Source organism: Verrucomicrobiia bacterium, from assembly GCA_036268055.1.
In the GTDB taxonomy this organism is placed as follows: domain Bacteria; phylum Verrucomicrobiota; class Verrucomicrobiia; order Limisphaerales; family Pedosphaeraceae; genus DATAUW01.
This window is the reverse complement of record DATAUW010000038.1, coordinates 76,546-89,887: the sequence shown is the minus strand read 5'-3', so window position 1 is coordinate 89,887 and position 13,342 is coordinate 76,546. Positions and strand designations below refer to the sequence as shown.

General features: G+C 53.0%; 15 protein-coding genes. 6 read left to right on the top strand and 9 right to left on the bottom strand.

Translation table 11 applies throughout. From position 1 onward, the window contains the following. Positions 1–272: 272 nt before the first annotated feature. A complete protein-coding gene (locus tag VH413_19570; GenBank protein ID HEX3800902.1) occupies positions 273–1,598 on the bottom strand; it encodes a DUF1080 domain-containing protein in 1,326 nt (441 codons plus the stop codon). Between the two features lie 506 nt (positions 1,599–2,104). Here VH413_19570 and VH413_19565 point away from each other — a divergent pair. Both VH413_19565 and smpB read left to right on the top strand, forming a co-directional pair. Beyond that, a complete protein-coding gene (locus VH413_19565; protein ID HEX3800901.1) occupies positions 2,105–2,365 on the top strand; it encodes a DNA-directed RNA polymerase subunit omega in 261 nt (86 codons plus the stop codon). Positions 2,366–2,476: 111 nt separating this feature from the next. Further along, positions 2,477–2,932 carry an SsrA-binding protein SmpB gene (gene smpB, locus VH413_19560; protein HEX3800900.1) on the top strand — a complete coding sequence of 152 codons (456 nt, stop codon included), beginning with the start codon at positions 2,477–2,479 and terminating at the stop codon, positions 2,930–2,932. Positions 2,933–2,992: 60 nt separating this feature from the next. Here smpB and rpmB read toward each other — a convergent pair whose 3' ends face one another. From rpmB to VH413_19540, 4 genes are all read right to left on the bottom strand, one after another. Next, positions 2,993–3,271, bottom strand: a complete 279-nt coding sequence (gene rpmB / locus VH413_19555) for a 50S ribosomal protein L28 (protein ID HEX3800899.1) — start codon at positions 3,269–3,271, stop codon at positions 2,993–2,995. A gap of 88 nt (positions 3,272–3,359) precedes the next feature. Continuing rightward, entirely contained in the window at positions 3,360–4,625 is a 1,266-nt protein-coding gene (locus tag VH413_19550; protein ID HEX3800898.1) for a metallophosphoesterase, read from the bottom strand. 44 nt (positions 4,626–4,669) lie between these two features. After that, a complete protein-coding gene (locus tag VH413_19545) occupies positions 4,670–5,902 on the bottom strand; it encodes a PilT/PilU family type 4a pilus ATPase (protein ID HEX3800897.1) in 1,233 nt (410 codons plus the stop codon). An 84-nt stretch (positions 5,903–5,986) separates the two neighbouring features. Beyond that, positions 5,987–6,529, bottom strand: coding sequence for a fibronectin type III domain-containing protein (locus tag VH413_19540; protein ID HEX3800896.1), 543 nt, complete (start codon positions 6,527–6,529; stop codon positions 5,987–5,989). Between the two features lie 249 nt (positions 6,530–6,778). Between VH413_19540 and mntR the strand changes: the two genes are divergently transcribed. Continuing rightward, complete coding sequence (mntR, locus tag VH413_19535; protein HEX3800895.1) at positions 6,779–7,222, top strand: transcriptional regulator MntR; 444 nt, start codon at positions 6,779–6,781, stop codon at positions 7,220–7,222. Positions 7,223–7,236: 14 nt separating this feature from the next. Here the strand turns inward: mntR and ffh are convergent, their stop codons facing one another. The 3 genes from ffh to VH413_19520 all read right to left on the bottom strand — a co-directional run bounded on the left by ffh (position 7,237) and on the right by VH413_19520 (position 10,420). After that, entirely contained in the window at positions 7,237–8,580 is a 1,344-nt protein-coding gene (gene ffh / locus VH413_19530) for a signal recognition particle protein (protein HEX3800894.1), read from the bottom strand. 242 nt (positions 8,581–8,822) lie between these two features. Then, on the bottom strand, positions 8,823–9,251 hold the full coding sequence (locus VH413_19525; protein HEX3800893.1) for a hypothetical protein: 429 nt from the start codon (positions 9,249–9,251) through the stop codon (positions 8,823–8,825). Positions 9,252–9,994: 743 nt separating this feature from the next. Further along, positions 9,995–10,420 (bottom strand): hypothetical protein, encoded by a 426-nt coding sequence (locus tag VH413_19520; protein ID HEX3800892.1) that lies wholly within the window; start codon positions 10,418–10,420, stop codon positions 9,995–9,997. 281 nt (positions 10,421–10,701) lie between these two features. Here VH413_19520 and lpxD point away from each other — a divergent pair, with 281 nt between their 5' ends. Further along, entirely contained in the window at positions 10,702–11,715 is a 1,014-nt protein-coding gene (gene lpxD, locus VH413_19515) for a UDP-3-O-(3-hydroxymyristoyl)glucosamine N-acyltransferase (protein ID HEX3800891.1), read from the top strand. Between the two features lie 60 nt (positions 11,716–11,775). On the opposite strand, the gene VH413_19510 is transcribed toward lpxD, so the two are convergent. Beyond that, on the bottom strand, positions 11,776–12,108 hold the full coding sequence (locus tag VH413_19510; protein ID HEX3800890.1) for a metalloregulator ArsR/SmtB family transcription factor: 333 nt from the start codon (positions 12,106–12,108) through the stop codon (positions 11,776–11,778). A 63-nt stretch (positions 12,109–12,171) separates the two neighbouring features. Between VH413_19510 and VH413_19505 the strand changes: the two genes are divergently transcribed. Continuing rightward, the gene (locus tag VH413_19505) at positions 12,172–12,873 is read left to right on the top strand and encodes an aquaporin (protein HEX3800889.1); all 702 of its coding nucleotides are present in this window, start codon (positions 12,172–12,174) and stop codon (positions 12,871–12,873) included. Beyond that, positions 12,860–13,336, top strand: a complete 477-nt coding sequence (locus VH413_19500) for a DUF6428 family protein (GenBank protein HEX3800888.1) — start codon at positions 12,860–12,862, stop codon at positions 13,334–13,336. Before VH413_19505 ends, VH413_19500 begins: the two co-directional genes overlap by 14 nt. Positions 13,337–13,342: the final 6 nt, after the last annotated feature.

Genomic DNA, 13,342 nt, shown 5'->3' with positions numbered 1-13,342 from the left:
AGAGTGCCCGAACTAAATCAAAAGGCAAGACTTACTCGCGGGGAGTTACTGGCGGAATATTCGCCGGGGAATTAAATGGGGTTTTGAAACGAAGCGGGAAAATAAAATTAAACGGAGATTATACAGGAGTGCTGTTTTTGTTCTTTAAATATTGGTGTTTATCAGTCATCGCACCCTTGCCCTGGTCCTTTCCTGCAATTTAATTGCAGGAGAGGGAGGTTGAGTAGCTGTGGATTTGCCAAAGCTCTGAGTTACTAAGTCGTGTTAGATTTTTACTGGCCGCGTGGAATTTCGCGGATGTAAATATTCTTGAACCAAAGCGGGCCGCCGTGGTTTTGGAGTTCTATTTGGCCGGTGGGATAAATCGATTTGTCGCGTTCCCAATAATTTTCCAGGGTCGTATCGTTGACCACCAACTGGCCGTTGAGAAAGACGTGGACTTTCTCGCCGATCATGAGAATGCGAAAATGATTCCACTCGCCGGCGGGTTTGTCGGCGAAGCGCAACGGGTGGCGGGGATTTTTTTCATTGTTGTATAATCCACCGGAACCATCGGGCGGCGTGAATTGGCCGGGACTGTTCGTGTCCCAAATCTGAACCTGCGGACTGCCGCGCAAATAAATGCCGCTGTCGCCTTTCGCAGGGATTTTCCAATCCACCAGCATTTCAAAATCGCCGTAATCCTTCGCCGTGCAGAGATTGTTGTTGTGACCGTCAAAGACAATTTGCCCGTCCTGCGCGTGCCAATGCTTGAGCATTTCCGCATCAGCGCGGGCTTGTTCGCTGGCCAATTTCTCGGGACTCATTTTCGCACGCGTGGGTGGGTCGGCGACCAGGCCTTTCCAACCGGTCAAATCTTTGCCGTTGAAGAGCGCGGTGAAACCGGCTGGCGGCGTGTTGTCGGCGGTTTGCACCGGCAATTCCTTGATGGAAATATTGCGAAATTCAAAGCGGCTGTTGTGGCCGAGAAAACCAAGATGCCCGCGGGTGCGCAAGAAGCCGGGATGGGTTTCGAGCGTGAACGGGTCGTGGACATCATTCAAATCCGTGTCAACGATGACGCGGCCATTCAATACGATATGATAATGGCGGCCGATGCAGGTGATTTCCTCGGTGTTCCACTGGCCGATGACACCAGTGCCGTTCGTCGCGGGACAGATGCCATAGACCGAACCATTATATTGCCACGGTTTCAAGTTGCGATGCATGGGCGCGGTGTCGTCGAGCATCTGGATTTCGACGCCGACGTAAGTGAGATTTTCGCGCGTCAGCGGGGCGCGAATGGCCACGCCATTATTGCCGTCGGCTTCATATTTATATTCGACGCGAAAAACGAAATCGGAATATTCCTTTTCGGTGACCAAATTGCCGGTGCTGGCCTTGGGACAAACGATGACGCCATTGGTGACAAAATATTCGCCGCCGGGATTGCCGAGGTAAGTCCAGCCGTTCAGGGTTTGGCCGTCGAACAGATTTACGAAACCGGATTGCTGGTTGCCCGTCAGACAGGCGGTCAATGCGCCCAGCATGGCGGCGGCGACCAAAACAATTCGGATGTGGCGCAATGTACCCGGCTTGGGATGGGGGATATAGTTCATGGGATTCGCGATTTGATTGGGGCAGAGTTTGAGATTTAGCAGGTGGTGTCAAGTCTGTGTCTTTCTTCGGAATCCTTTTGACGGATCAGGGCAATATTATAAGCAACCGGGATTGGGGCTGGCCGCGTTGTAACATTTTTTTCACGCCGTTAAGCGAACTTATCCGAACTTATCCGAGTCAACGCGAACTCAAGCGAACTTTTCCGAACCAAAATTCACTTTTTGGCTCGCTTGGCATCGAATCAAACCGCTTAAGTGGCGTTTTTTATACAGTTCAACTTCAGAAGGCCTTGCGCCTCCAAACTGGCTGGACACAGACAACAGTTCCATATTCAAAGAACTATCCCCATGATGCCTAGTTTCACCCAAAGAGTCCACCCTTCCATAGGTTACAAATCCGCTTGGTTCGATTCTTTGAATTCGTCTAAAAAGCGGGTCATTTTTATGTTGCGTCATCGCCGATAGACGCTATTGTGTCCGACTCGACTTTAAAACTGGGAATAAATTTGAAAGCTGAACTGACTAAAAAAGCATTGGAGAAGGTTGGCAATCCCAACGTTCTGATTAATCTCGTTTCGCGCCGCGTGCGCCAGCTCAATTCCGGCGGCGGCTCCATCAGCCGTCCCCTGATCAGCGATACCACCGGCCTGGGCGCGGCGGACATCGCCCTGATAGAATTGATCGAAGAAAAAACCGGCTGGGACTTGCCGGAATTGGCCGAGGTTGAAAAGCCCGCCAACAACAGCAAGAAACGCAAGAAACACTAAGCGATTTCTGCGGTGTTCGGCGGTCATAGGCCGCCGCTACAGTTAAACGCGAACGCAATATCACCCTAGTTTTACCGGCAGCCAGAAGCTATCTTCTGGCTGTCGTTATTTATGGCGGACATCCTGAACAATTCCAAAGCCCGGCGCGATTATCATATCGTCGAGACGTTTGAGGCGGGGATCGTGCTGCACGGAACCGAGGTCAAAGCCTTGCGCGCGGGCAAAGGCCAGATTGCGGACGCTTTCGCGCGGGTTGAAAAAGATGAAGTTTTCCTGCACAACGCGCACATTGACGAGTATGCGCAGGGCAATCGGCAGAATCATCTGCCCAAGGCGGTGCGGAAATTACTTTTGCATCGAACCGAGATCCGCAAACTTTTTGAATTGAGCCAGGTCAAAGGCAACGCGCTTTTTCCACTCTCGTTTTACTGGAAGGATGGACGCGTAAAAGTGGCGCTGGCGGTGGGCAAAGGCAAGGTGCAATTCGACAAGCGCGAAGATTTGAAGGAACGCGATTCCGACCGCGAACTCAAGCGCGCCACGATGCACCGGCTGAAAGGGAAGTAATCCTGGAAAAGAAAAAAGGCGAAGCTGGCTGGCTTCGCCTTTTTAGTTGGTGGATCGTAATTATTTCGCTTTGGCTTCGGCCTTGGTCTCAGGCTTCTTCCAGGTGCGGCGGGGGGCTTTGACGACCATGCCTTTTTTGAGGGCGTTGGCCGTGACGCGGATGTAGCGCACTTCACCGTTGATAAGGGCCTTCACGCGCTGCAAATTCGGCATGAATTTGCGCTTGGTGATGGCGGTGACGTGCGTGCCGATGCCGCCTTTTTTCTTGGCTTTACCGCTGCGCCAGATGTGGTTGCCTTTGATCGGCCCGGTTCCGGTTAATTCACAAATTCTCGACATAAATTATATTTCCTTTCGAAAAGGAACGGAGAAGGTAGCAGCAAGACGTTTGATTGCAAGCCCCTTTTTTAACTTTTTGCGCCCAAATTCAATGCGGTGACCAGAGCACGGCGGGGTCAGTGACGACCGTGCGCTGGAGCGTCCCGTCCGCATTGGGCGTAAAACGCTCGACCAATAACTGAATGTTATCAATGTCGCGATAATCGAGCGTGAGGTCTGTGCCTTCAAAGGTCAAATTGACGAAACCATTTTGGCCGACCACCGTGCCGTCATCGAGTTTATGCGTGCGGTTGGGGTCGCCGTCATAACAGAGCAAAGTCCCTTTGGACAAATCAGGGGTCGCGGGCTCGACAGGCATGCCACTGTGGCCGACGCAGCGACCGTAAAACGTGAGCCATTCCGGCGTGGTGACACGATTGTAAAATGCCAGGCGATGTTCGTGTCCCCAAATCCAAAGCACCTCCTGATCTTTAAAAAATTCCGCGATCTGCTGGGCGGCGCGGGGATATTCCTGTTCACCGGGAAAAGCCGTGAGATATTGATGATGCGAGAGAATCAACGTGGCTTTCTTATTTTTATCGGGTGCGACCTGGGTGCGCAGCCAATCGAGCACCGGCTTTTCGAGATGGCAATCACCGCCGACAATCGGAATATTTTTGATTCCTGGTATCTGGCTGAGAATTGGCCAGCCGCTGGAATTGTAGCCGGTGTCGAGCGCGAGGATGCGCCAGTGATCCAACTCGAGGCAGAAAAAACTCGCGAGTTGTTTCTGGCCGTTCATCCCCAGCGTGGGCAAAAGCACGGTGTAATAAGGACCGCCGCCGGCATATAATTCGTGGTTGCCGATGAGCGAAAAACTTCCCTGCGCGCCATGTGACCACTTAACCGGAAGGAAATCAGGGTTCTTTCGACCGAGAAAGTTTTCTTCAATCTCCGATTTATTACCGACGTAATAAACATCTCCCAAGTGCAGCGTAAGATCGGGATTCGTCGCCGACATCAGGGTAGCAATTTTTGCGGCTTCATCCGTGCCGGTTCCCCAATCGCCGGCAAGCGCGATTTGAATGCGGCTGGCGCCGGGCGCTGGCTTGAGCTGATATACGCCATTATGGGGAGCGTTTTCGTACGTGCGAAATTTGGTGCGCGGTCCAAGGTTTTTAATGTATTGCCAGATCCAGGTCCACAAACGTCTTGAAAGAAAAAGGGAGAGCTTGGGATATTCGCCGCGCGGATCCACCTTGGATACTGCGCTCTTGAAATGATTGACCACGGCGAGCCGGCCGAAGACCGGTGATTTGCTCAACCGATATAATCGCTTGGGATCTTTTCTCTTATGACTGACCGGATCCGGCATGGGTGGAATTTACCACCGGCATTCGTGGAGGCGAGCGTTTTACGTCATGGCTTGGACTTCAATTTAGAAATGATGGCTTCGAGGCCGCCGGCTTCAGGTTCGATCTCCAAAAGGTCGTCGCGGTTTTTGCCGGAAGCGCCGCCCGATGTGACCCCGGCAGAAGTTGAAGGCACTTTATTCGGACGCGCGGATGGAGTGGTTGACGTGCGCGAAGGCCGGGGAAGCGGGGTGACTTCCTCGGTCGTCGTGAGATCGGCGGTGGGCTCTTCGGTTCCTTGGTCGCCGGGGAAATGCCAGGTTTTGCGGGCTTCGAGCCAGGTGCGATAACGCGAGTATGTCCACATGCCTTCGTTCGCGCCGGTTTCCATGGCGGAAGTGAGTTTGAAAAATTCACCGCGCCGGATGAAATTTTTTACCGCGTGGCCGCTCATCAATATTTCGCACTCGGGCACCTGCATTTTAAGGTCGGTGCGATATTGCAGACGCTGGCTGATGACGGCGACGATGCAATCGGCGAGTTGCGCGCAAACGCTATTTTGTATCTCGGAAGGAAAAGCGGAAACGACGCGTTGCAACGCCTCGGCCGCCGTAGCGGAATGCGCGGTCGCGAGGACGAGATGGCCCGTCTCGGCGGCGTTGAGGGTGAGGCGCATGGTTTCAGGATCGCGCATCTCGCCGACCATGAGGACATCCGGATCTTCGCGCATGGCATCCATGAGAGCTTGCTCGAATGACGGCGTGTCGCGGCCAACTTCGCGTTGGCGGATATAGGCGCGATGCGGTTTGAAGACGTATTCAATCGGGCTCTCAATCGTGACGATGTGGCGCGTCTCGGTAAGATTGATTTCCTGGATCAACGCGGCGAGCGTGGAGGATTTGCCGGAACCCGTCGCACCGCTGATGATGATGAGGCCGTTGCTATGACCGATCAATTTCTTGAGATCAGGATGCAGGTTGAGTTTCTCCACCGTGGCTTGAAAGCCGATCAACAAACGAATGGCCAGGCCGATCCCGCGCGAGGTTTGCAAAACATTGATGCGACAACGAACACCGGAGACGCTGCGCGAAAGATCATAAGATTGGCGTTCGAGAAAGTGCGGCCATTCTTCCGGCCCGATCAATTCGTGCGCCGCTTCGAGTAAAACTTTCCCGGGAATCGGCGCGCCGCTTGCGCGAAGAGTCCCGCGCACACGAATAGCCGCGGGCAGGCCGGGCTCAAGATGGAGATCGCTCGCGCCATTGGCCTTGGCCATGCCGATCAAAGAATGCAGATCCATTTCCCATAAGTATAACCGCAGAAAGGGATTGGTTGCAATTTTTCTGAAGGACAGAACGGCGTGATTCGCGGAACGGCGCTCAGGCTAATGCAAAACCAGCCGGTAAAAACATTGCGGTTCGTACATGCTCATGAAGTCCTCGAATTCAGCCCATTCGTAATCATCGGACACGGGCGTTTGCCAAAGCGTTTGCCACGCGCCAATGGTCGTGGCCGATTGAATCTCATACCAATGACCCGGAGCCATCGGAAATGAAAGGGTATAAGGGGCTCCGGGATTGATCGGCGGCGTGATGGAAATAGTGCCCGGCATCGTCACCATCAATTCGCCGGAGGGCGGGCTTTGTACGTAGTTCGTCTCATACGCGACGACCACGAAATAATAATTGGCGCCTTCCTGCAGGTTCGTGATGGTGACCTGCGGGCTGGAGCCGACATCCACCTGCGAAGTATAAACGCCACTTTCAGTGCCGTATTCCACGAGGTAACCGACTACATTGGTATCCGGACTGGGGTCCCAGCCGAAACTGAGCATTTGCTGGCTGCGGGCGCAAGTACAAACAAAAAACACCAAAATGACCAGGGCAAAAATAAAACCCGTACGACTCGAAAAATCTTTCGGAAACATAAAATAAATTTAACAACAACGCGCGAGATGATGAGGGACAGGAAGGCGGATTATCTCGTCGGAATACTACGGAAAAGTCTGTAGGCATTTTCCTACAAATAAAAAATGCGGAAGAGAAATTTAGCCACGGATGGAACACCGATTTGACACTGATTGGGAAATTTTTCCGTGTTTAATCCGTGTTCCATCCGTGGCTCACAATATTTACCGCGCTTGCCATCACGCGGGCCTTGGTGTTTGATTTCGGAAATGCCAGCGGCAAATTCACCGAGCCAGAGCGCCGAAGATTATTTGGAGCGCATCCACGAATTGATCGAAGAAAAGGGCTACGCGCGCGTGGTGGACATCGCGTCCTCGCTCAAGGTGAAGCAGGCATCCGTCACGAGCATGGTGCAAAAACTCGGTGAGGCGGGTTATCTCAAATACGAAAAATATCGCGGGTTGATCCTCACGAAAAAGGGCCGGGAAGTGGCGCGCAAAATCCGCAGCCGCCACGAAACGCTCTCACGATTCTTTTCGCTGTTCGGTCTCGATGCGGAAACCCAGCGCCGCGACATCGAGGGCATCGAACATCACCTGAGTCCAAAGACGGTGGAAGTGCTGGCCGACCTGGCCGGATTTTTTGAAGCGCAATCGGAAATGCTCCAGGCGTTTCAACAATCGCGGAAAAAAGCGAAGCGCAAGAGCGCGTAAACCGCCGCGAATTTTTATCCTCCGAACAAACCCGGCATCGCTCCGCCACGCTTCATCATCATCTTTTGCAGCTTGCCCATTTTCTTCATCATCTGCTGCATCTCACCGAATTTGTTAAGCATGGTGTTGAGTTGAGCCACGGTCACGCCGCTGCCTTTGGCGATGCGGATGCGGCGTTTGGCATTTAAGATTTGTGGCTGGCGCCGCTCCTGCATGGTCATGGAGCAAATCATCGCCTCCATGTGGACAAATTCTTTTTCCTGCTTGTTGAGGTCCGCGCCTTTGATCATCTCCGCGCCGCCGGGCAACATGCCGACGATGGTTTCAAGTGAGCCGAGCTTTTTCATCTGGCGCAACTGCTCGAGGAAATCCTCAAGCGTGAACTGCCCCTTGCGCATTTTTTCTTCCATGCGCTTGGCTTCGTCCATGTCCACCGCTTCGGCCGCGCGCTCGACGAGGCTGACGACATCGCCCATTCCCAAAATGCGCGAAGCCATGCGCTCGGGATGAAACGCCTCGAACTCCTCCAGCTTTTCACCCGTGCCCGCGAGCTTGATGGGTTTGCCGGTGACGGACTTCAAACTTAGCGCCGCGCCGCCGCGGGCATCGCCGTCCAGCTTGGTCAGAATGGAACCAGTGATGTTGAGCGCCTTGTCAAAATGCGTGGCGACATTCACAGCTTCCTGGCCGGTGGCGGCATCGAGCACGAGCAAAATTTCCTGTGGCTGCACCAGATCGCGCAGACGGACAAGTTCCTGCACCAGCGGCTCGTCAATCTGCAAACGGCCAGCGGTATCGAAAATGAGCGTGTTGCGATTATTCGCTTTCGCAAATTCCAGCGCGCCGCGGGCGATCTTCAAAACGTCGGTTTCGCCCTTTTGCACGAAGACAGGAATTTCAATTTGTTTGCCGAGCGTTTCGAGTTGATCCATCGCGGCGGGACGATAGACATCAGCCGCGACGAGCAGGGGAGTGCGGGCTTGCTTGAGCAAAAGGCGCGCGAGCTTGGCGCTGGAAGTGGTTTTTCCGGAACCGTGCAAACCCACCATCATCACACAGGCGGGATTGCCGCTGAGATTGAGCGCCGCGTTGGACGAGCCGAGCAGATCCACCAATTCATCATGGATGACCTTGATGATCTGCTGGCCGGGATGAACGCTCTGGATGACTTCCTGGCCGATGGCCTTGGTCTTGACGCGTTCGATGAAATCCCGCGCGACCTTGAAATTGACATCGGCTTCGAGCAGCGCGAGGCGCACGTCGCGCAAGGAATCGGACACGTTGGTCTCGGAGATTTTACCGAGGCCACGCAGGTTCTTGAAAGCGTTCTGGAGCTTGCCGCTCAGGGAATCGAACATGGAGTAAGTTTCAAGTGTTCAGTTTTCAGTGTCAAGGGGGAGAAGGAGAAGTTTTAATGGTCGCGAGCAATCAAGCTTGCGAAATGTGAGTGCAAAAAATCCAAAACCTGCACTTATGTCGCCACCGGGACAATAAGATGCGGGGGCTCGCGCATTGCCGGGCAAGGCGCAAAACCCCCGCATTGGTTCATTGACCAAAGCCTTGAAGGCCTCAATCAATTTTCTATATTGATCTCAACCGATCAGTGCCGGACGACCTGCATGACTTCGCCGGTTTGAATTTTCTCCAGCCCCGCCGCGGCGAAGTAATAATCCGGGTGCTTGATCTTATCATGCGACACCTGAATGATGACTCCCCGGGCGAACTCCTGCGTCGCCGGCGCGGTTGAAGCGGACAGGGTATTCACTTCCGCCAGGTTTCCAGCCAAACGGGAACTTAGTTCCTTTTTGGCTTGATCGAATTGCCCCTCGCCAAGCTGGCGAAGCAACGCATTGTCGTGCGCCACCTGCAACATGGCCTGGGTCAACTCCGCATTTTTTTCTCCGAGTTCGATCTGCTGATTGAACTCCCGATAGTTCAGCGCAACCACGGCCAGTCCTGCGCCCGTGAATACGGCCAGCCAGCCGAGCGATTGTCTGATGATACCGATGTGGTTGATTTTAGTTTTCATTACGTCTTGTGACTACTGCGTTTCAGTTTTTAGTTTTCTGCACCAATCAACGCCGGAAAAAGCCCGGCGCTGTTCAATAGTTAAAAACCTAATGGAGTTGTTAGAGTGGATGCCTCCTTTAGGATCTCAACTGCCAATCTATCTGCAAAATACGTGCCAGCTTTGAAATTGGCCGATAAGCTGCTCTACAAAAGACAAATCTTAAGAAGTTGCCCGTTTTTGGCCTTTATTCGCTCTTGGCTCGGAAAACCTTTTGAAGTTTTTTGAGCAAAGTGGTCAAAAATGACCTGCTTTATTCGTCTCTAAACAATTAGAATAACTAATTATTATATCCTAATTGGCGTGAGATATTAGGTTTCAAGACAGCATAAACCCGTATTGCTGTCTAATTTTCTGACTATAAGCGGCAAGTTACTCCACGGGACCAATGGAAAGGGACAGCTAACGAACAGAAAAGAAGTCAACAGGAGGGAATCTTCGCAAATATATTAAACAACTAATTTAACTTGTCGGAGGAGCTTGTTGGCCGCCAGCGAGTCTCTCGTTTTTTCTGCGCTCGCGCCTGTAATCCAGATATTGCGAATGAAGAGTGTCCAAGGTCTGTTCAACGGTAAAGTGCTGTCCACTGACGCAATTCAAAATAAACTTATCCCGCGCCTGCCGCTTTTCATGACGCATTTCAAATGGGCAATGATCCACGTCAAACCACAATTCAAGAATCCTCTCGATTGTTTGGTTTCGGCTCACGCCGCTTCAAGAGCCTTGAGAATATTTTTACTAATGGCAGGATGATTGTGTGGGCCATGAACGCCCCTAAAGGTTTCGCGTAAAGATTCAATCACCGCTCGAACATCTTCGATTGAGAATTTAGCGCCTTTCACGAGCCCGGTTTTTTTGATGGCCAAAACCAAAGTTTCGCCCAATGCAATTAATTGTGCTACAGCCGCCCGGTGTTCGTCCAAGGTGGACTCGAACTGCCCATCCTGGCAAAGGTAATCGGCTTCCTCCGCTCGAAATTGATGTACTGCGTTGAACCAATCCACGGAGTAGAAAGTTATCAGGGCATCTTCCGAGATCCCTTCGATACTTTCCAATGAAGTGCGTGTGGCCTGAGTCCGCTGGGGAACACTCATCCATCTATCATGAATGGGCTGGGTGGCGGTTTGCATAAGCCGTGACATGTCGAAATTAGCTTCCTATCCAACAATTAATTATTTGTACTGGATAACCCTCAAAATTGATTATCGCTGTGTGCTCACACCTACTATACAACGCCACAATGCTCCGGAAACTTGAATTCGTCAATGGGGTTGGACATTCTACCGTCTCACCCTTTCTTCTGTGCGCATCAGATAGCACCGTAAAAACGTAAGTGCATTTGTCAAACTTGATGTTGTAATACCCGCCCGCCAAATTATATTCACCGCAGTTTTCGAATCATCAACCCTTTATGCCCTTTACTGCCGCCGAAATTGCCAAACAACTCGCGGGCCAGGTCCGTGGTGATGCCTCGGTCGTCCTGACCGGCTTTGCTCCCGCGGAAAGCGCCCGCGCCGGTGACCTTACCTTCGCCGAGAACGAAACCTATTTTCAACGCGCCGAAGCCAGTGCCGCGTCCGCCATTCTCGTGACGGGAAATTTCAATTCCGAACGCAAGACCTTGATCGCCGTGCCCAATGCGCGCATCGCCTTCGCGCGCGTGCTGCCCTTGTTTTTTCCCGACCCGGTCTTCGCTCCGGGCGTGCATCCTTCGGCGGTCGTCGCGGCAGATGCGAAGATTGATCCCACGGCACACATCGGGCCAAATTGCATCGTCGGGGCAGGGGCGCAAATCAGCGCGCGCGTTGTGTTGCAGGGCGGCAACTCGATTGGTTTCCAATCGCAACTCGGCGAGGAGACTCAGCTTTTTCCCAACGTCACAATTTATCCGCGCACCCAGATTGGCAAACGCGTTCGCATCCATTCGGGAAGTGTTATCGGCTCGGACGGTTTTGGTTATGTCTTCGATCAGGGCGTCCATCGCAAAGTGCCGCAGATCGGCAACGTCATCATTGGCGACGATGTCGAAATTGGCGCGTGCGTCACTGTGGACCGCGGCGCGCTTGGCCCGACGACCATCGGCAAAGGCAGCAAGATTGATAATCTTGTCCAGATCGCCCACAACGTGGCCGTTGGCGAACATTGTTTGCTCGTGTCGCAAGTGGGCATTGCAGGCAGCACCAAACTGGGCAGCTACGTCGTGCTCGGCGGGCAAGTGGGCATCGCGGGGCATCTCAAGCTTGGCAACCAGGTCACCGTCGCCGCGCAGTCCGGCGTGATGAATGATATTCCCGACGGTGAAAAATATTTGGGGTCGCCAGCCGTCCCTGACCGCCAGGCCAAACGGCAATACATCGGCATCAGCCAGCTACCCGACCTCATCCGCCGCGTGCGCGATATCGAGAAGAAACTCGATAAATCCTAAAGCGGCACGCGATGGTTTCGTCGCGCTGAAATTTCATTTCAATTTCTTTCGGCGGTTTTTTTATTCGCCAGGACAACAAAGGATTTTTTTGAGTCTTTGCAGATCGCGCTGGATTTGCGCATGTCTTTTTAGATCATGCAATGTTTCCGCTAGGATTTTTTGCTGGAACGCATCCAGTTTCCCCAGGCGATAATGCATCCATTTCCCATCGCGCCGCGCTGAAACCAGGCCGGCGCGTTTCAAATAGGCCAGATGCCGTGAAATCTTCGGCTGGTTGGTTTGCAGGACGGACTGAAGGTGGCAGACGCAGACTTCGCCTTTCCCAATGAGCAGCAGGAGGCGCAGGCGATTTTCATCCGCCAGCGCCGAAAAGAACAATGGGAGATTGCGCATCGTCACATTATATACGGATTGACATATATGTGCAATGACATCATCATATACGCGTAATCAAATATGAAAATAACGCTGGCCAACAAGCTCGTTTCGGAGTTCATCGGCACCTTTGCGCTGGTTTTCGCAGGAACGGGGGCGGTGGTGATCAACGAGACTACCGGCGGCGTCACGCACGTGGGCATTGCGCTGACTTTCGGGTTAATTGTCCTGGCCATGATATACGCGGTGGGAGACGTTTCCGGCGCGCATTTAAATCCTGCGGTCACGGCGGCGTTTTCGCTAGCCGGGCGTTTTCCAATCTCACAAGTTTTGCCATACATCGCCGTCCAGTGCGGCGGCGCGGTGCTGGCGAGCCTCATCCTCCATGGGCTTTTTCCGCTGGATCGGCAGCTTGGAATTACTTTGCCCGCCGGTTCAGAAATGCAATCTTTCGGTCTGGAATTTATCCTCACGTTATTTTTGATGTTCGTTATATTAAGCGTGTCAACCGGCGCCAAAGAAAAGGGCATCACAGCCGGTATCGCGGTCGGCGCGGTGATCGGTTTGGAGGCCATGTTCGCCGGGCCCATTTGCGGAGCGTCCATGAATCCTGCGCGCTCGCTGGCGCCCGCGATTGTTTCGGGAAACCTCGCGCATCTTTGGATTTATATCGCGGCGCCCTTTGCTGGCGCTTCATTTGCCGTCCCGGTGTGCCGTTGCTGCCGCGGGTCTGACGACTCTTCCATCATTCCCCAAACCGGAGTTACCAATGAAACTGTCTGAATTTAAACGAATTCTCGCTGATAATCCTCAACGCAACGTGCGCTTTTTTCTGCCGACGGGCAGCAAGATACCGCCTCATGCTCACGTCACGGAAATCGCCCTCATCGAGAAAAAATTTATTGATTGCGGCGGACAATTCCGCACCGAATCAACGTGCCGCCTGCAAGCCTGGTTTGCCGATGATACAGACCATCGCCTGACTGCGGGCAAATTGCTTGGCGTGCTGAACAAGGCCGGGTCCTTCCTGACAAACGACGAATTGGAGGTGGACGTGGAATATGAGGCGCCGTTTGTCTCCCAATTTCCTGTCGAGAGCGCGGAAATAAAGAATGAAGAGTTGGCGATCCAGTTGGGTGTCAAACATACCGCTTGTTTGGCTGAAGATCGTTGCCTGCCGCCGAATCTTAATAAGGCTTCTCGGTTCGCGCCGATCCCGGAATTCAAAGCGGGCAAATGTTGCTAATTTTTT

Excerpts from the sequence above, each read along its gene's own strand:
- VH413_19570 (HEX3800902.1), bottom strand. The coding sequence starts at position 1,598 with ATGAACTATATCCCCCATCCCAAGCCGGGTACATTGCGCCACATCCGA.
- smpB (HEX3800900.1), top strand. The coding sequence starts at position 2,477 with ATGGCGGACATCCTGAACAATTCCAAAGCCCGGCGCGATTATCATATC.
- rpmB (HEX3800899.1), bottom strand. The coding sequence starts at position 3,271 with ATGTCGAGAATTTGTGAATTAACCGGAACCGGGCCGATCAAAGGCAAC.
- VH413_19550 (HEX3800898.1), bottom strand. The coding sequence starts at position 4,625 with ATGCCGGATCCGGTCAGTCATAAGAGAAAAGATCCCAAGCGATTATAT.
- VH413_19545 (HEX3800897.1), bottom strand. The coding sequence starts at position 5,902 with ATGGATCTGCATTCTTTGATCGGCATGGCCAAGGCCAATGGCGCGAGC.
- VH413_19540 (HEX3800896.1), bottom strand. The coding sequence starts at position 6,529 with ATGTTTCCGAAAGATTTTTCGAGTCGTACGGGTTTTATTTTTGCCCTG.
- mntR (HEX3800895.1), top strand. The coding sequence starts at position 6,779 with ATGCCAGCGGCAAATTCACCGAGCCAGAGCGCCGAAGATTATTTGGAG.
- ffh (HEX3800894.1), bottom strand. The coding sequence starts at position 8,580 with ATGTTCGATTCCCTGAGCGGCAAGCTCCAGAACGCTTTCAAGAACCTG.
- VH413_19525 (HEX3800893.1), bottom strand. The coding sequence starts at position 9,251 with ATGAAAACTAAAATCAACCACATCGGTATCATCAGACAATCGCTCGGC.
- VH413_19520 (HEX3800892.1), bottom strand. The coding sequence starts at position 10,420 with ATGCAAACCGCCACCCAGCCCATTCATGATAGATGGATGAGTGTTCCC.
- lpxD (HEX3800891.1), top strand. The coding sequence starts at position 10,702 with ATGCCCTTTACTGCCGCCGAAATTGCCAAACAACTCGCGGGCCAGGTC.
- VH413_19510 (HEX3800890.1), bottom strand. The coding sequence starts at position 12,108 with ATGCGCAATCTCCCATTGTTCTTTTCGGCGCTGGCGGATGAAAATCGC.
- VH413_19505 (HEX3800889.1), top strand. The coding sequence starts at position 12,172 with ATGAAAATAACGCTGGCCAACAAGCTCGTTTCGGAGTTCATCGGCACC.
- VH413_19500 (HEX3800888.1), top strand. The coding sequence starts at position 12,860 with ATGAAACTGTCTGAATTTAAACGAATTCTCGCTGATAATCCTCAACGC.